Origin of the sequence: Tengunoibacter tsumagoiensis (assembly GCF_003967535.1) — a bacterium.
Classification (GTDB): Bacteria; Chloroflexota; Ktedonobacteria; order Ktedonobacterales; family Ktedonobacteraceae; genus Tengunoibacter; species Tengunoibacter tsumagoiensis.
In genome coordinates, this window is sequence record NZ_BIFR01000001.1 from 3,626,580 (window position 1) to 3,642,849 (window position 16,270).

13 protein-coding genes are annotated in these 16,270 nt (G+C 49.2%); 8 read left to right on the top strand and 5 right to left on the bottom strand.

Going from position 1 to position 16,270, the window contains the following annotated elements:
- Positions 1 to 35 precede the first annotated feature (35 nt).
- From EL628_RS14240 to EL628_RS14250, 3 genes are all read left to right on the top strand, one after another.
- Positions 36 to 1,391, top strand: coding sequence for a family 4 glycosyl hydrolase (locus tag EL628_RS14240; RefSeq protein WP_161975507.1), 1,356 nt, complete (start codon positions 36 to 38; stop codon positions 1,389 to 1,391).
- Between the two features lie 167 nt (positions 1,392 to 1,558).
- Entirely contained in the window at positions 1,559 to 2,647 is a 1,089-nt protein-coding gene (locus tag EL628_RS14245) for an SAM-dependent methyltransferase (RefSeq protein WP_161975508.1), read from the top strand.
- 13 nt (positions 2,648 to 2,660) lie between these two features.
- Positions 2,661 to 4,220, top strand: coding sequence for a (Fe-S)-binding protein (locus EL628_RS14250; protein WP_126580602.1), 1,560 nt, complete (start codon positions 2,661 to 2,663; stop codon positions 4,218 to 4,220).
- Here the strand turns inward: EL628_RS14250 and EL628_RS14255 are convergent.
- Complete coding sequence (locus EL628_RS14255; protein ID WP_126580603.1) at positions 4,195 to 4,977, bottom strand: phytanoyl-CoA dioxygenase family protein; 783 nt, start codon at positions 4,975 to 4,977, stop codon at positions 4,195 to 4,197. The two genes, EL628_RS14250 and EL628_RS14255, sit on opposite strands and share 26 nt — an antisense overlap.
- 208 nt (positions 4,978 to 5,185) lie before the next feature.
- Here EL628_RS14255 and EL628_RS14260 point away from each other — a divergent pair, with 208 nt between their 5' ends.
- Positions 5,186 to 5,923, top strand: coding sequence for a helix-turn-helix domain-containing protein (locus EL628_RS14260; protein ID WP_126580604.1), 738 nt, complete (start codon positions 5,186 to 5,188; stop codon positions 5,921 to 5,923).
- A gap of 919 nt (positions 5,924 to 6,842) precedes the next feature.
- Here EL628_RS14260 and EL628_RS14265 read toward each other — a convergent pair.
- The 3 genes from EL628_RS14265 to EL628_RS14275 form a co-directional block, all read right to left on the bottom strand.
- The gene (locus EL628_RS14265) at positions 6,843 to 8,297 is read right to left on the bottom strand and encodes an RtcB family protein (protein ID WP_126580605.1); all 1,455 of its coding nucleotides are present in this window, start codon (positions 8,295 to 8,297) and stop codon (positions 6,843 to 6,845) included.
- Positions 8,298 to 8,526: 229 nt separating this feature from the next.
- A complete protein-coding gene (locus EL628_RS14270) occupies positions 8,527 to 8,952 on the bottom strand; it encodes an archease (RefSeq protein ID WP_126580606.1) in 426 nt (141 codons plus the stop codon).
- Between the two features lie 156 nt (positions 8,953 to 9,108).
- On the bottom strand, positions 9,109 to 9,969 hold the full coding sequence (locus EL628_RS14275) for a metallophosphoesterase (protein WP_126580607.1): 861 nt from the start codon (positions 9,967 to 9,969) through the stop codon (positions 9,109 to 9,111).
- Between the two features lie 314 nt (positions 9,970 to 10,283).
- On the opposite strand from EL628_RS14275, the gene EL628_RS14280 reads away from it, so the two are divergent.
- From EL628_RS14280 to EL628_RS14295, 4 genes are all read left to right on the top strand, one after another.
- A complete protein-coding gene (locus EL628_RS14280; RefSeq protein ID WP_126580608.1) occupies positions 10,284 to 10,976 on the top strand; it encodes a TetR/AcrR family transcriptional regulator in 693 nt (230 codons plus the stop codon).
- Positions 10,967 to 12,508: a DHA2 family efflux MFS transporter permease subunit gene (locus EL628_RS14285; RefSeq protein ID WP_126580609.1), complete on the top strand. Its 1,542-nt coding sequence runs from the start codon at positions 10,967 to 10,969 to the stop codon at positions 12,506 to 12,508. The genes EL628_RS14280 and EL628_RS14285 overlap by 10 nt, the downstream gene beginning before the upstream one ends.
- A 160-nt stretch (positions 12,509 to 12,668) precedes the next feature.
- The gene (locus EL628_RS14290; protein WP_161975509.1) at positions 12,669 to 13,553 is read left to right on the top strand and encodes an alpha/beta fold hydrolase; all 885 of its coding nucleotides are present in this window, start codon (positions 12,669 to 12,671) and stop codon (positions 13,551 to 13,553) included.
- 100 nt (positions 13,554 to 13,653) lie between these two features.
- Positions 13,654 to 14,634, top strand: a complete 981-nt coding sequence (locus EL628_RS14295; RefSeq protein WP_126580611.1) for a threonine ammonia-lyase — start codon at positions 13,654 to 13,656, stop codon at positions 14,632 to 14,634.
- Between the two features lie 55 nt (positions 14,635 to 14,689).
- On the opposite strand, the gene EL628_RS14300 is transcribed toward EL628_RS14295, so the two are convergent.
- Positions 14,690 to 16,078, bottom strand: a complete 1,389-nt coding sequence (locus tag EL628_RS14300) for a 3-keto-alpha-glucoside-1,2-lyase-like domain-containing protein (RefSeq protein WP_161975510.1) — start codon at positions 16,076 to 16,078, stop codon at positions 14,690 to 14,692.
- Positions 16,079 to 16,270: the final 192 nt, after the last annotated feature.

Below are 16,270 nucleotides of genomic sequence, written 5' to 3' on the forward strand. Positions count from 1 at the left end.
AACTACACTATTATTTCATTCTGATGAAAGCACTTATGATGTTAGAGACAGAGACGACAAAAAAGAAGCAGAAGCACTTCGCTAAAATTGCGATTCTTGGTGGAGGCAGCCCTTACTGCGCTGATTTTCTGAGCGGAGTGCTCCGGAATCCAGAGGCTCTGCGCGGCAGTGAGATCATCCTGATGGATATCAATGCAGAACGACTTGAACTGGTCTATACGATTAGCTCCCATCTCTTCAAACATGCTGGCATCAATATTACCTTGAAACGAACCACCAATCTTGAGGAAGCCCTCTCTGATGCCAGCTTTGTCTTGATCACTTTTCGCACAGGGGGTCTTAACGCTAGCATACAGGATGAAAAGATTCCCCCACGCTATGGCGTCATTGGCCATGATGCGATTGGCCCTGGCGGGTTCTTCTATGCATTACGTACGGTCCCTGTGCTGGCCGGGATTGCCGCCGAAGTTGAAAAGCTAGCGCCTAAAGCTTTTGTACTGAACTATACGACTCCCAGTAACATTATCATTGAGGCCATTGCACAATATAGTGGCATTCGGGTCATTGGACTGAGCCGTAATTTCATCCACGAAACGACGCTGATGTCGTATGAGGCTGGTCTGGCAACTGATGAAGAACTTCAATTATATCCCCGCACGATTGGAGTTAATCATGCCACCTGGACAACGGCACTCTGGCACAATGGGACAGATATTCTTCCACAAATCTTGAAGTGGAGCGAACGCATTATTGCACAGAAACGTGAGATGACCGCCGATAATTATCAGCAGCTCATGCATGCACTCCTGGCTACCAACTACGGTGCAATCCCTTCTTACGATCTCCACTATTATTATTTTCCTGAAATCGTGCTGGATTTTCAGGCCAGACGGGCAACGACACCATCAGAAGATCTCTTAAAGCTCTTCAATGAAGCCGCTACTCATTATAAGTCAGAGGTTCACAAAGAGGTTCCACAACTGCTCAAACTCGTCAATGATAATGGGCTCGCCAATTTTGCGCTTTCGGTCATTCAATCCATTCTTGATGATCTGGGCAATGAGTGGGTCCTCAATGTGCCAAACCATGGTGCGGTCAATTTTCTAGATGATGAACATGTGGTTGAGATTCCCTGTCGTGTGGATGCCCGTGGGGCAACGCCGCTTACACAGAGCGATGGTGGGCTGGCCATGGATCAACGCGGCCTGATTACTGCCCTGGCTGATTATGAAGGGGCTGCCGCCCGGGCCGCCCTCTGGGGGGACCGCAAAAGTGCCATCAAAGCACTGACAGCAAATCCGCTTGTCCACTCGTACAGTAAGGCTGAGAAGCTCTACGAGGCCCTGGCAGCAGTCCATCGAGATTACTTGCCTGAGCGCATCCTCAGCTAATGTGGCTCTCACTACAGTGCTGGGCGGTGCAGGAATCCTCTAAACAGCGAAAGGAAGCTCTCACCACGGTGTTCGGTAGTGCAGGAATCCTCTAAACATAGTACAATGAGAGAAAATCCAGACAGACCCATAAGAAGAGGATGCTTCGTAGGAAGATTGAGAAGAAATTGAACACAGATAACCTGATTATCGCTACCGTCCACCCTGAATTTGCAAAGTCAGCTCTACAAGAGCTTCAACAGATTGATAGCCAGATTCGTTTTGTGGAAGAGATGGCTGATGGCATTACGCTCTACTCCGTCTCAAATAGTCAACAATTTATGCGGAGAGTGGCAAATCAGCGACCAACTTTTGTACGCCATCTTGCACCGGCTCAAGATATTGTACAGCTCGCCAATACTGAACAAGATCTGGGAACGATCGCTATTGCTCTGGCTGAATTGCCGGGCTTTTCACTCTTAAGCAAAGGGACGCGCTTTGCCGTTCAAGCGCGCTTTGTCCAGTCCGACAGAAGTCTGGGAGAGCGCCCCTTTAGCACCGGCCAGTTAAATCGAGCGCTGGCTGAGGCACTGGCCGAAGAGACGGAAGCCATTGAATATATCAAAAAGCCAGAGGTTATTATCTCGCTCCTCTGCACTATGCAGAAATGTTATCTCGGCATCTCGACGCCAGAAGAGAACCTGAGCAGTTGGCCTGGAGGCGCCCGGCATTATGCTCAGACTGATGATCAGGTCAGCCGGGCTGAATTCAAACTACTTGAAGCGCTCGAGGTCTTTGGCATTACGCTCCCCGATGAGGGACGCATCCTGGATCTGGGCGCAGCTCCTGGAGGATGGAGCCGTCTGCTTCTAGAGGCTGGTCTGGAGGTCTATGCCGTTGACCCCGCCAGATTAGACCCTCGCCTCGAACAAGATGAGGCACTACAACACTATCGTGGCTACGCCGAAGATTTTATTGAAGAGGCCATCGAACGACAGGTTCTCTTTGATGCGATTGTGAATGATATGCGCATGGATGCTCGTGAAGCTGCCCGTCTACTCTGCCGAGCCGTCCTCTGTCTCCATGATGATGGCTTTATTGTCAGCGTCTTCAAGCTCCCTCATGAGACACTGGTCGTTGATCCTTTGCGCAACCTCAAAGAGGCACTACGTATTCTGAGTACCAGTTATGGTATTATACAGACGAAACAGCTATTCCATAATCGACAGGAAGTAACGGTTGTGGCGGCGCAGCCTATACGCAGCCGAAAAAAATAAGCGGAGGAAGGCTATGAGTACAGAGTCCATCTCATCTCGCACAGACGCATTGCACATTCAACCACCTATCCAGGGACCATTGCGACGCCATACGCACACGTATGATCTCCTGCGCCAATGCATTCATTGTGGTTTTTGTCTGCCCACCTGTCCCACCTATGCGGTATTGGGAGTAGAGATGGACTCGCCTCGCGGGCGCATCTACCAGATGAAGGCAGTCGCCGATGGAAAGCTCGCGGTCGATACCAATTTTATTGAACATATGAATTGTTGCGTTGGCTGTCGGGCCTGTGAGACGGCCTGCCCCTCTGGGGTTCAATTTGGCAAGCTCATTGAGGCGGCACGCGAACAGATTCAGTTAGAGGTCCCTCAAGAGGCCGCACCTCCATCTGCATTGGAGCAGAGCTCAACTGCTCTTACACCCTCCTTAAACCGAAATCCGCTACCGCTGACATTGCTCCGGCGCTTCTTCTTTGAGATTATGCTTCCTTCGCGGCTGATGCTTACCTTGATCTTTGGAGGCCTAAAAATCTACCAGCGCAGTGGGCTCCAGATGCTTGTTCATCGGACAGGCTTGCTCCGTTTTGCCGATAGCCTTCCAACCCCTTTTAAAGGGAAGCTCAGCACTCCCGAAGCACTGATGGCCAATGTACAGGGAGAGATCATTCCCAGGCCCCTACCAGAGCGCACACCAGCCCTGGGGGTACAGCGCTATCGCGTCGGCATGATCAGCGGCTGCATCATGGATCAAGTCTTTCATGATATCAACGAAGCAACAATCCGCGTTCTGAGCACCAATGGCTGTGAGGTTATTACCCCACAGCAACAGGGCTGCTGTGGGGCCCTCCATATTCATGCAGGAGAAGCGGATAAGGGTCGAGAACTGGCCAGACACAATATTGCTCTATTTGAGCAGTACGACTGTGATGCGATTATCATCAATTCGGCTGGCTGTGGCTCGACCCTCAAAGAATATGATCACCTCTTACGCGATGATCCAGACTACGCTGAACGCGCAAAAATATTTAGTGCGAAAGTCAAAGATATCAGTGAATTTCTGATGAGCATCCCACTACAGAAACAGCCAGGAGAGCTCAAACAGACAGTTGCATATCACGATGCCTGCCATCTACTCCATGGGCAGAAAATCAAGCAGCCACCCCGCCAACTCCTACAAACCATTCCGGGCCTCCAGCTCGTCGAACTCAAAGAGTCTGATTGGTGTTGTGGCAGTGCAGGTATTTATAATCTCACCAATCAGAAGATGGCTCAACAGCTGCTGGAAAGAAAGATGGACCATGTCATTGCCAGTGGAGCAAGCGTCATTGCCGCCTCCAATCCGGGCTGTATGATGCAGATCGCGATGGGCGTACGCCAGCGCGGCGTTTCGATCGAGGTTGTCCATCCCGTGCAACTCCTGGATGAAGCCTATCAAGCAAGCGGCATATATTCCTACAAAGCGAGCAAGCGTTTAACAGGAAAGAGCTTTTTCATTGGCCTTCTCATCGGGTTATGTGTTGGGCTCGGCCTTAAGGCGTTGACTCATCTTAGTCAACGTCAAGAAGATATCTAGCAGCCGGAGAGATGCGCCGGTATGTTTTCAGGCGTATGTACTGACTCTGATCTAATTGCTGCGGAAAATCACGGGCAACGTAGTAGGAATGCAGGGCGCGCCGGGTCTTCTGGGTCGTATTTCTGGTTCCACCATGCCATAGATGAGAATTGAAGACCAGGACCGTCCCTGCAGGGGCGATTGCCAGCACTTGCTCAGGGTGTGCTGCTGCTGGATCTGCTAAGGCTTCTTGAGGGGTCTGACGGAGATGGTGCGTGCCTGGTACGACACGTGTCGCTCCATTATCTCTGGTAAAGTCATCTACCATCCAGAGCGAATTAGCCACATGAAAAGGCTCATCGGCTGCTAGATGACCCCAATCAGCATGGAGTACCTGATGACCCTCGCCTGGAATAGCATCGCGCGCATTAAGCGAAGAGAGCTTGAATTCACCGCCAATGATGTGAAAAATTGCCGCCAACACGCGAGGATGCGTATATACATAATCAAAGATCTCGCCTTTATTGACGAGATCAGAGAGGCGGCGCGTCCCCTGCTCTTGATGGACTTCAAGCCCTGCCGATTGCCCCTCTTTCTCCATCAATTCTTCGTATTTCGCGCGCAATTGCTCCAGCAAGACCCCATCGATAAGCTCTGGAAAAAGAAGATACCCTTGCTCGTCTAACTGTCGTTTTTCTTCCTGGCTCAACGTATCAGAGGTAACGCCCAGTTCCGCCAATGCCTCGTTAATGTTTGCCACCTGTCTCTGTTCTAACATATTTTTTCTCCCATCCACTATCAATATATTGCATAAAAAAAAGTGAGCCGATCTCATCGGCTTGCTTTTTGGTAGCTGCTGAAGGTAATATTACCGGAGAAATTCATCGTGTGACAATGCACAAAACGCTCCCTTCTTTGCATAAAAGCATGGCTCGAAAGGGAACGATCAAAGTACGGACAGGTTATGGGGGAAAGAGAGGAGCGAGATGGAACTTCAACTGGTTAATGCTGGCCCATATGAAGCAGCGCAGGGCCAGGACTTTCCATTGCATAGCCATACCGAATGGGAGATCGTCTGCTATCGATCCGGTACCATTCAAGTCGTGCTTGGTCCAGACAACTATGATGTCGTTCCAGGGATGTTAGTGCTTACCCCACCAGGAATTGCACACGCGGAATACGCACACACAGCGTATTCCAACTATTATTTAGGCATCAATGCACCGACCAATCAACCCTGGCCACGCGTATGTATGGATGATGCAGAACAGACGCTGACACATCTTTGCCGCTGGCTGGTACGGGAATGGCATTCTCATCACGCTGATCGCTCAGATCTCCTGTCCTTATTACTCCAGCAACTCGATCTGCTTCTCCAACGGACCGCATCTGCACCACCCCTGAGTATATCAGAGAAGTTAGCAGCCGAAGCGGAACGCTATATGCAGGAACGCTACCATCACCCGCTGACGATTGGTGAAATCGCTTCAGCCCTGGGCATTTCATCTGCAACACTACGGAAACATGTCGTACAGGCGCGTGGGTGCGCACCAATCGTGTTCTTACAGCGTCTACGCGCCCGGCATGCGTGTGAACTATTGCAGACATCAGATCTGACATTAGAAACGATTGCCCGTCTCTGCGGCTATGATTCTGCCAGTCATCTTAGCCGTCATCTGAAGAAAATCACCGGCAAAACTCCAGGTGCATGGCGCACTCATTAGCTCTGGCGTATGCGATATCGCCTGTGTTCTCTATTGGAAGACATTTTTCGTAGGAAGCTCTGGCTGATGAGTTTATGTGTGGATTTCCTCTACACAATAGAGCATAATAGCGCTTTGAAGTTTCCTCAGGAAACAGTTTGGCTAAGCTCATATTCGTATAATTAAAATATTGATAAAGCGAGCTGGCACTTTCCCAATATAGAAAGTACCAGCTCGCTTTATCAAATTTCACTCACTTTTTCCGTATAATAAAGTTTACACAATTTTCCCTACCTAGAGATTGATCCGAAGTCCCTCCTGCTTTTTATGTTTTATTACTACATTAACATCTACATTCCTATTTGTGAAATAAATTCAAAACGTAGTACATTCCTATAAAGCAAATTAAAAAAACTAAAAATGATCCTATATACAAGAGTATTTTTTTATTAAAAAAATTACTTTTTAAATAAATTGCAGCTGCAAAATCATTAATAGAAACGCACCAGCATACATTAAAAAAGCTAAATTTTTGACCACAAAGGAAAAAGCTAGAAAAGCAATAGAAAGCATGAGAAGAGATACCGTTGCTCTTCGTTTGAAACTAATATTCATGTAAAATTTACCTTTCTTTTACAGTTCAATAGCCAATAACTATATACAACTATCAGCTATTCATAACGTAAAATACTTGAAATAAATTTTTGGCATCAAAATTCTAGTAATCTTGAAAAGCAAAAGAACGAATATTCTTTTACCAGAAGCATCTGTTTCTCTGTCCTTCCAAGAGAAGTTGCACATGGCTCGACACGAATTCATGCGAGGATTGTAGTTTAAAAGCCTTTAAAACTACTTTCGCTTCTTACATTTCTTCTAGAAGGACAGATGACAAGCAAGGATTGAATAATAATACATTCAATCCTCCCTCTTCTTACAGCAACTATCCCTTAACCACCACGACTGGCTTCAACCTGACCACCAGTTTCGCCAGACCTGCATTGTGAACAACGTTGACAACTTGCTGGGCGTCTTTATAGGCCTGCGGACTCTCTTCACTCAAAAGATTCTTACTATGCACGCGCACCGTAATGCCGCGCTTCTCCAGCAGTTCCAGTAGCTCTTTGTTGCCAATGGCTTTCTTGGCCGCGGTCCGGCTCAACCGACGGCCAGCACCGTGACAGCACGAACCGAAGGTCTGCTCCATAGAACCATGATCACCGACCAGCATAAACGAGTAACGGCCCATATCACCGGGAATCAGCACTGGCTGCCCAACAGCGCGATACTTCTCCGGGATAGCTGGGTGCCCTGCTGGAAACGAACGCGTCGCTCCCTTCCGATGCACGCAGAGCTTTCTGAGCTGACCGTCAACCTCGTACTCCTCCATCTTGGCAATATTATGGCAGACATCATAAACCAGTGGCAGATCCTTTGGCCGCGCCTTGCGCCCAAAGATATTGGCAAACGACTGTCGCACCCCATGCATCAATAGTTGACGATTGGCCCAGGCAAAGTTCGCCGCACACCTCATGGCTCCTAGATAGGCCTGCCCATCAACTGAATTAATTGGTAAACAAGCTAATTGCTTATCAACTAACTCAAAACCATATTCTTTTTGTTTTGACTCAGCCAAGTTTATAAATTCTTCGGCCACCTGGTGTCCGATTCCTCGCGAACCGCAATGGAGAGTTGTCACAACCTGGCCTTTTCTGCCGATTCCTAACACATTCGCAACTTCTTGATCATAGATATGATCAACAACTTGCACCTCGCAGAAGTGGTTCCCTGAACCAAGACTTCCCAACTGCTTGCGCCCTCGCTCCAAAGCATGCTTGCTTACTGTACTGGGATCTGCTCCTTCCAGACAGCCATTCTCCTCGGTAACCTCCAGGTCCTCAGCCAGACCATAACCAGCGTCAACGGCCCACTGTGCACCGTGCACCATGACATCTCTCATCTCGTCCGCACTGAGAATCCGCATTCCATCAGTACCAACACCTGATGGGAGAGTGTTGTACAATTGATCTGCCAGTTCCGAGACTTTCCCTTTCACCTGATCATACAGCAGATCTGTCGCCAGCAAACGCACGCCACAGTTAATGTCAAACCCGATTCCCCCCGGAGAGATGACGCCTGTCTCAGCATCAGTTGCAGCCACTCCCCCGACGGGAAAACCATACCCCCAATGGATGTCTGGCATCCCCAATGAGTGCCCCACAATTCCAGGCAACGTTGCAACATTGACTACCTGCTGTAAAGCATTGTCATTCACTATCGATTCAATCAATTCATCGTCAGCATAGATCATACCCGGAACATGCATGTCGTCGTTATAGCGCATTGGAATACGCCAGCGATTGGCATCAATGCGCTCCAATGGGATTTTCTCGCCCATATAGACTCTCTCTATCTCATAGTTCCTCATAGCTTGAGGACACCAATTTTACTACCTGTTTGTGTTCTTGCAAGAGGATTACGTACTCAATTGCAAGAGAGCATTGCGTGATCCCCTGTATCATCAAATGGTCAGCATGCAGCTAGATGAGTACAGCAAACAGAGACAATGGTTGATGTTCTGCTGTATCTGACATGCAGTGGGGCAAAGGATAGGTATGGATGAAAGCTTACAGATCGAAAATGATACGGGCTTGATAGCCTTCAGAATCAATCTCTGTAATAGCTGCTTCGTGCCAGGTCACCGCTTTAATGGCGCTACTCAGATCATGCCGATGCTGATCATACATCTCACCAGAGGCTCGACCTTGTAAGCTCGTTGCGCTCAATGCTTTGATCTCAAATGTGCGAAAGAGGAGGTATTCTGTGTCAAACAGGAAGATCAGTTCGTTGAGCCATGCGATGAGTAGAGACAGATGATCATGGCCCTCGACGGAGATCTCGCGACTGGTCACTACTTGCACCTGCTCTGGATCAACCAGCAGGCTCTCCATCCCTTCGGCGGCATGAAGAAACAATTCAGGAAGGGTGGCTCCATATGCATGCAGACCAATGTCGGCGGTGTGATCGAATACTTGGAAAGGCTTTCGCAGCATTCCTAAGATGCCCAGGAAAAGGGGGCTGTTGGATAGGTGCCTGTTGCATAATAATGTGGTTTCATAGTTCCCTTTCCTTTCCTTACAAAAGTATTCAACAAACGTATTCTCTCATCTACATTAGATAATACAAACTGTTTTGTGCTTTGTCAATAGCTAAAGCGGTAAATTTTCACTCTTCCTGGCAGCCTCTGCAGGAGCGGTGATTTGATGAAGAAAACCCGGCCCCCCTAAAAAGATTCCACCATCGAGATTCAGGCAGCGTCCCTGCGCATAGCTATAGGGCTGCGTAACACTTTTGACGTTTCCACCGACCATCAGATGAATTGGTGTGTGGCCATGAATGATCTGCTCACCCCCAAAAATACTGAGAAAACGCTCAACATACTCATCGCCACCCAGCTGATGGCTAAACACGCCCCGTGAGGCGAAATGCTCCCAGAGATCTTCCCAGGCCAGCAGATCCTTATGCTGCAAGAGATTATAGAGGGTGGTGTTTACCTCGGCAATTGAAGTCCCATAACGGGTATAGAAACTGGAATCGGCGTGGATCAATAGTGCATGCTCGACGCGCGCTATCGCTGGTAGAGATTCAATCCATGTGAGATGAGCGGGAGTAAGTTTGCCAAGATCCTCTTTTTTTCCTCCATTCCGCCGCCATCTCGTCAGAAAATGATTTCCACCACCCAATAACCGTTTCCCAAACTTTGACGCACCCAGCAATAAGACCTCGTGATTCCCTAAAAGGCTCTCAACAGCCCCGCCAACAAGTTGGGCTTCTCGCTGCAAACGCATCACCAGATCCAATACACCAATACTATCGGGTCCACGATCCACAAGATCTCCAAGAAACCAGAGATGACTCTGCTCACCAATCCAATGAGCCTGTTCATCAATCAAGTATGCCTTTTGCAACAAAGAAATGAGGATCTGTAACTGACCGTGAACATCACCCATGAGATAAATTGGGTAATTGCGTTGATCGGAAACGCCAATGGACTGAGAGGATGGCTGCAAGTTTTGATTCTCCTTCTTTTCAAGACAAGCTTGCACTATTTTCTCTGACACTTTTTTCTCTACTACTCTTTTCTATATTTTATAGACAGCTGTTTCTAACCAGAAACAGCTCTGCACTATGCTTTAAAGCAAGCATAGTTGATTACGAACATAAGAGCAAGAATCTCACAAACTTTGTCTCTATAAGCCCTCTTCTCACAAAGAACTTCTCGCCACAACACAAACTAACCAGTTAGTTAGATCTTGACAAAGAGGACTCAATGCCGTATTATCTAACTATCTGGTTAGTTAGTAAGGAAGAGGATAGTGTTTGAATGGTACAGAAGCACAGACGTGAACGCGATTCACAGGTAGCAAAAGCGGCCATCAAGGCTGCTGCAGAAGAGATTTTTGCACGAGATGGCTTTGGAGCGGCTCGCGTTGATGCAGTCGCAGAGGCCTCGGGTTATAATAAGAGCCTCATTTTCCAATACTTTGGAGATAAGCTGGGACTTTACAAAGCGGTGGTGCAAAGGTGCAAGGAACAGCTTGAAGATGATTTAATCCAGATTATGAACGATAAACTGGAGAATGGTGGAACGATCAATGCCGAACAGTTTCGCATCTTCCTGGCAACGGTGATTCGCCAATACTTCGACTATCAAGCGAACCATCCCCGCCTGGTCCATATCCTGGCCTGGGAGATGGTCGAAGGCTGGAGTACCTTTAAACTTCTTCCCCAGGCTGAGGGGCCTCACTGTTTTCGGAACAAATTTGTCAAAGTCAGCCAGTTCTTAGAAGAGGCTCGTGCACTCAATGTGATCCGGGCAGAGTTCGATCCTGTTCTGCTAGTCGCCCATATACTCAATATGTGTATCTTCCATGTCCTCTCTATTCCACGCTATCAGATCAATTTTCCCGAACGAGATTTCTCCTCACCCGAAGCGCTGCTCCAGGCACGCGAACAGATTGTCTTGCTGGTGCTTCATGGTGTTATGGCTCCCGAAGGAGGCAATACATGCAACTGAACTATCGTTGGCAGGCAACCATCATCCTGGTGATCGGATTGTTTATGGCGGTGCTGGACAATACCATTGTCAGTGTCGCTCTGCCACAGATCCAGAAAGCATTTCACTCAACCTTCGATACTATTACCTGGGTTTCCACGGGCTATTTTCTCTCTCAAGCGGCAGTGATTCCTATTGTTGGCTACTTGAGCGATCGCCTGGGAACGAAAGTGGTCTATCTGTCAGCATTAGGGCTTTTCACACTGGGTTCTGCCCTCTGTGTCTTCGCTCCAACGGAAGAATGGCTTATCATTTTCCGCGTCATTCAGGGCCTGGGCGGCGGCGCGATGATGCCGACCGCATTTACGCTCATTTATCGTCTCTTTGGACCAACTGAACGGGGACCAGTGACAGCTACTGTGGGTATACCGATCTTTCTAGCACCTGCCTTTGGACCCACCATTGGAGGGTATCTCACAAGTACGTTCAATTGGAGCGCCATTTTTACTATTAATCTTCCTCTTGGCGTGATTGCTTTTCTGCTGGCGCTCTTCTTTCTCCACAATCGCACCCAGGAGCGAGCCGCTGCCGGGGATGAACATCATACCAGCAGAAGCATCGATATTGCGGGGCTTCTGTTATCGATGGTGGGTTTCACAACCTTTGTATATGGCGTCACTGAAGCCGGAACCAGAGGCTGGGGTGATCCAGTGGTGCTCGGCTTTATCGGCGCAGGCAGTCTGATCTTGATCTTGTTTGCGGTGGTCGAGCTCTTCTTCGCCAGTGATCCTATTATCGATCTACGGCTGTTCGCGCAATATACGTTTGCCATCTCAAATCTTCTGATGTGGGTCGTAAGCGCTGTGCTCTTCGGAAGTCTGTTCCTGCTCCCATTCTTTTTTGAGAATGTCCAGGGGGCTTCACCACTCACAGCTGGTCTCTGGTTGATCGCACAGGGAATCGCCACAGCGGTGGGGATGGTGATCAGTGGACGGCTCTATAACCGCGTTGGACCACGCCCTCTCGTCTTTGTTGGGCTCATCTTTCTTGGGGCTGGAACGTTTGGCTTAACCAGACTGGATGTCTCCACGACCGGAGGAGCGCTCCAGGGCTGGCTCATTGTACGTGGCCTCGGCTTAGGCCTGACCAATACTGCCTTGCAGACCATTGCGCTGTCGTCTGTGAGCAATAAAGCGATGGCACGGGCTTCCTCGCTGGTCAATGTGATGCGTATGGTCTTTTCTGCCGTTGGCGTTGCGGTTCTCACAACGTATCTTACGCAACAGGCGACCTCTTATGCGAAGTCTGCGACAGATCTGGCTCACACCTGTGCGGCTACAGTTGGAGCCCATGCAGATGCTATCAAGGCCTGTGTGACGCAACATGTTACGATCATGGGGCTCAATGATACCTTCTGGCTGATTACTATTGGTTGCGCCATCTGTGTCTTCATCTCGCTGGCCCTTGGACGTGATCCAGCACTTGAAGCCCTCAAAAAACTCCCGACAGCTGCTGAGGATGCTGCGGAACGCCCAATGCTTATAATGGAGTAGCAATCCTTCAGACAATCGTTTCAATACTCAGAGGCCCTTCTGATCCAATGTCAGAAGGGCCTCTTGCCAGAAAGGAGAACCAGATCTATCTCTTCAGTATGGTATACTATTGTGCACTGCTACCTATATACCGTTATTCATGATGAACAAGGGGCCTGCTATGAGCTATCAACCAGAGAGACAGGGTGAATGGGGTATTCCATTCGAGGAGAACAGGTATCATACTGAACTGCTTGCAACCAGGGATGGCTGTCAGCTCTTTTTACAGAGTTGGCAGGCAGAAAGTGAGCATGTTCTGTTGATTCTCCATGGTCTGGGTGGCCATGGCGGCTGGTATATTGATCTGGCACAGGAATTAGCTACACAAGGGATTACTGTCTATACCATGGATCATCGTGGCTTTGGTCGCTCGGGCGGTCTCCAGGGGCATATCGATAGACATCAAACCTATATAGAAGATATTGCTTTTGTGCTCACGAGGCTCTGCGAGCGCCATCCCACGGGCAAACTGTCTATTTTAGGCCATAGCATGGGTGGGATCTTTGCAGCCTATGTGGCAGCTCTCCACAAAGAGCTCATCCAGGGCGTCATCTTCCTCAATCCATGGATTCAAGATTCTGCCCAGATTCCTATTCCTACGACAGTAAGCATTTTTGTTGGTGGTCTCCTCAGATCCAGGCGCAGCTGGAAGTTGGGTGGGGATGTCGAGACAATGACGCTCAATCCAGAGGCCCAACAGATGTTACGGGCCGATCCTCTCTGGCGGCAGGCGCAGACGGCTACATTCCTTGTTCAGATCTTTCTTCTCCGCACTGGTGTACTCAAAATGGCCAGACAGATCACGCTCCCCGCACTCGTGTTACAGGCCGAACAAGATAGAGCAGTCCGCCCTCTTGCGACCCGGCGCTTCTTTCAACAGCTAGCCAGTACGAAGAAAACCTGGATCAGTTATCCAACCTTTGCTCACGATACACAATTTGAAGCCAACCGTTCTCAACTCGATCAAGATATCTTCAACTGGCTTCAGGCGATAAGCGAGACATAAGCATGCCCCGTTGGGACACCATCAAGCATGAAAGGACGGAGACTGCGGGACGAACACAAAAACTGTGGTAAAATATTGAAAACATTGTGTGGAGAAGACGATGCCATTAAATTATATCAATGCACCACAATTAAACTCTGCCTATATTGAGAATGTCTGGAACACCCTTCCAGCATCTATTCGCCCAACACTCATCCTTCCTAATCCGGCTCTCTCGCAACGCTTTGGCTGCGAGATCACGATTGCCAGTGAGACCTTTCAGCATACTGGTAGCTTTAAATTTCGGGCCGCTTATAATCTCCTCTCTAGTATTCCTCATCCCCATGTCATTGCGGCCTCCTCAGGGAATTTTGGGCAGGCAGTGGCTTACTCCAGCAAACTCTTAGGCAAGACCTGTACCGTAGTCATGCCCAATACGTCGGCGCGCGTCAAAATCGAAGCGGTCCTGGCGCATGGTGGCGAGGTCGATCTAATTGATGTACATCAGATTAGCCGGGCCCAACGTGTGGCACAGCTCTTAGCAGCTCGCCCAGAGGCTTTTCAAGCACAGGCATATGATGACTATCGAGTGGTGGTAGGTAATTCAACACTAGGCCAGGAGATTCTTGCTGCGGGCCCCTTTGATACTGTGATTGTGCCTGTTGGAGGAGGTGGACTGGCCTCTGCACTGGTGGTTGCTCGTGATCACCTCAAATCTTCCACCACGATTATTGGAGCTGAACCCATTCCTGGTAATGATGCCGCCCGCTCATTACGCAGTGGCACCCTGGTCCGCAATGAAGAAGAGCCCGTAACACTGGCAGATGGGGCACGCACTGTCAGCCTTGGGCAACTTAATTGGGAGATCCTCCAGCATGGACTAAAAGATATTATTGACGTCTCTGATCCCTTGATCATACAGGCAGTACGTCACTATTTTCTCTCCGCAAATCTCAAGGTCGAACCAACTGGTGCGCTCACCCTGGGGGCAATTATCGCGCAACCAGAGCGCTTTGCAGGTCAACGGGTCTGCTGTATCGTCAGCGGTGGGAATGTTGACCCCGATCTCTATGGGCAGGTCCTCTCAGATCAGAATGAATAATTCCCACAAAAAAGAGAGGCGCATACCTCCGCGCCTCTCTTGCATTAGCTTTTGCTTATGCTCCATAGATAATAAGATTTGAAAATTGCGCTTGAGCGCCCGCCTGGAGACCCGAGAGATTTGAGACAAACAGGGCCACAGCGCCACTTTTATAGCTGCTATCAGTAAAGGTTTTGATAACTTTTCCATTGGCACTGATAGTAAAATTGGTTCCTTTAGCCGTAATGCTCAGATGGTTGATCTTCCCCTGCTTCTCAAGAGCCGGGTTACTGGAATAATCAACAACTTTTGCACGTGTGGGAGCACCATTGGCATCAGTAGTGCCCTTGAAGACGGCAAAGGTACCATCACCATAAAACTCAATACAGTAATATGTGGATGGATTTCCATCCTGACCAGCAGCCGAACGCAGATAGACCCCATAGCCATTGCCAGGATCGCCCTTGGAGAGCATGGCATCTACCGTTATGGTAAGATCTTGGAGAGGCTTGTCGCTGGTACCCGGGACATATTCGGGAAATAAACGATTATGATCATCCTCTAATGTCAGCGTGCCATTGGTAATCGCTACGGTATAGATTCCCTGCTCACTCTGAAGATCCCAGCCTTTACTTGTATCTTTAAAACTATCACTAAAGAGGACAGGTCCAGTAGGAGCGGTATTGCCTCCCGTACTGACTGGCGTTGCCGTTGTTGAAAAGAGAGAGGGAGCTAGAAAATAATAAGCCACGCCACCACCAGCCACGAGAAGGAGAATTACCAGCAGGCTAATAAGCAAGATCCCTCTTTTGGATCTGCTCTTCTGAGCTTCTGTATACAGGCTTCTGCCTTGAATGCTGGCATTTGGAAAAGGCATAGCAGCATCAGGCTGTGCATTCACCGAATGAGCAAACTGGGCTGAAGAGCCAAAACCAGGATTGGCATTACCCATCTGAGGTCCCACAGGACCTGGTCCTGGTCCCACAGACCATGAATTGCCCATCGCCTGTCCACCCAGATTCCCTGTGCGATGCTGTGGTGGAGGAACAAAAGGGTAAGCCGTCCCTGAAAAAGAGGCCCCATCAGGTGCCGAGGGATAATTCGATCCTGCATAAGGTGCCTGATGAGGAGGGCCAGATCCCTGATTAGGCAACTGTGCCTGAGAACCAAAAGAGGTCCCAGAGGCGGGCAGAGCTGCAAAACCGGGTCCTCCTGGAAAGGGTTGATACGAGGGCGGGCCGCCAGGCCCCTGTGGCCCAGGCCCTGGATTCCAGTTTGGTGCACCCTGCGCCTGAGATGGCGGTCCCCATCCAGCCGATGACGGGGGCCTTTGATCAGGTCCCGATGGGGGCATATGAGCAAAACCACAGTTGACACAACGGAAGTCGCCAGGAGGCAAGGGGGCACCACACCGTTGACAGGGTCGTGCCGTACCACCACCAAAAGGAGGGTAGGTTGAGGACATACGAAACCTCCACAGAAAACCAATGCTAGTTTTTTCTGAGTATCGCATACTACACATTCTGTGTCTACTTACATACGTGAAGCTAGTAGTTTTAGGTATAGTATAGCTCAGAACACATATACTACCTGTCATGCCACGTTGGGAGGCTGTCTAGAAATGGACCGTCCTCCCCCAATGGCAAGCATTGCTCCA

Coding starts and splice junctions, on each gene's coding strand:
- EL628_RS14270 (WP_126580606.1), bottom strand. CDS start 8,952: ATGCTGCGAAAGCCTTTCCAAGTATTCGATCACACCGCCGACATTGGT.
- EL628_RS14300 (WP_161975510.1), bottom strand. CDS start 16,078: ATGTCCTCAACCTACCCTCCTTTTGGTGGTGGTACGGCACGACCCTGT.
- EL628_RS14255 (WP_126580603.1), bottom strand. CDS start 4,977: ATGTTAGAACAGAGACAGGTGGCAAACATTAACGAGGCATTGGCGGAA.
- EL628_RS14240 (WP_161975507.1), top strand. CDS start 36: ATGATGTTAGAGACAGAGACGACAAAAAAGAAGCAGAAGCACTTCGCT.
- EL628_RS14260 (WP_126580604.1), top strand. CDS start 5,186: ATGGAACTTCAACTGGTTAATGCTGGCCCATATGAAGCAGCGCAGGGC.
- EL628_RS14295 (WP_126580611.1), top strand. CDS start 13,654: ATGCCATTAAATTATATCAATGCACCACAATTAAACTCTGCCTATATT.
- EL628_RS14265 (WP_126580605.1), bottom strand. CDS start 8,297: ATGGGCGAGAAAATCCCATTGGAGCGCATTGATGCCAATCGCTGGCGT.
- EL628_RS14290 (WP_161975509.1), top strand. CDS start 12,669: ATGAGCTATCAACCAGAGAGACAGGGTGAATGGGGTATTCCATTCGAG.
- EL628_RS14280 (WP_126580608.1), top strand. CDS start 10,284: ATGGTACAGAAGCACAGACGTGAACGCGATTCACAGGTAGCAAAAGCG.
- EL628_RS14285 (WP_126580609.1), top strand. CDS start 10,967: ATGCAACTGAACTATCGTTGGCAGGCAACCATCATCCTGGTGATCGGA.
- EL628_RS14250 (WP_126580602.1), top strand. CDS start 2,661: ATGAGTACAGAGTCCATCTCATCTCGCACAGACGCATTGCACATTCAA.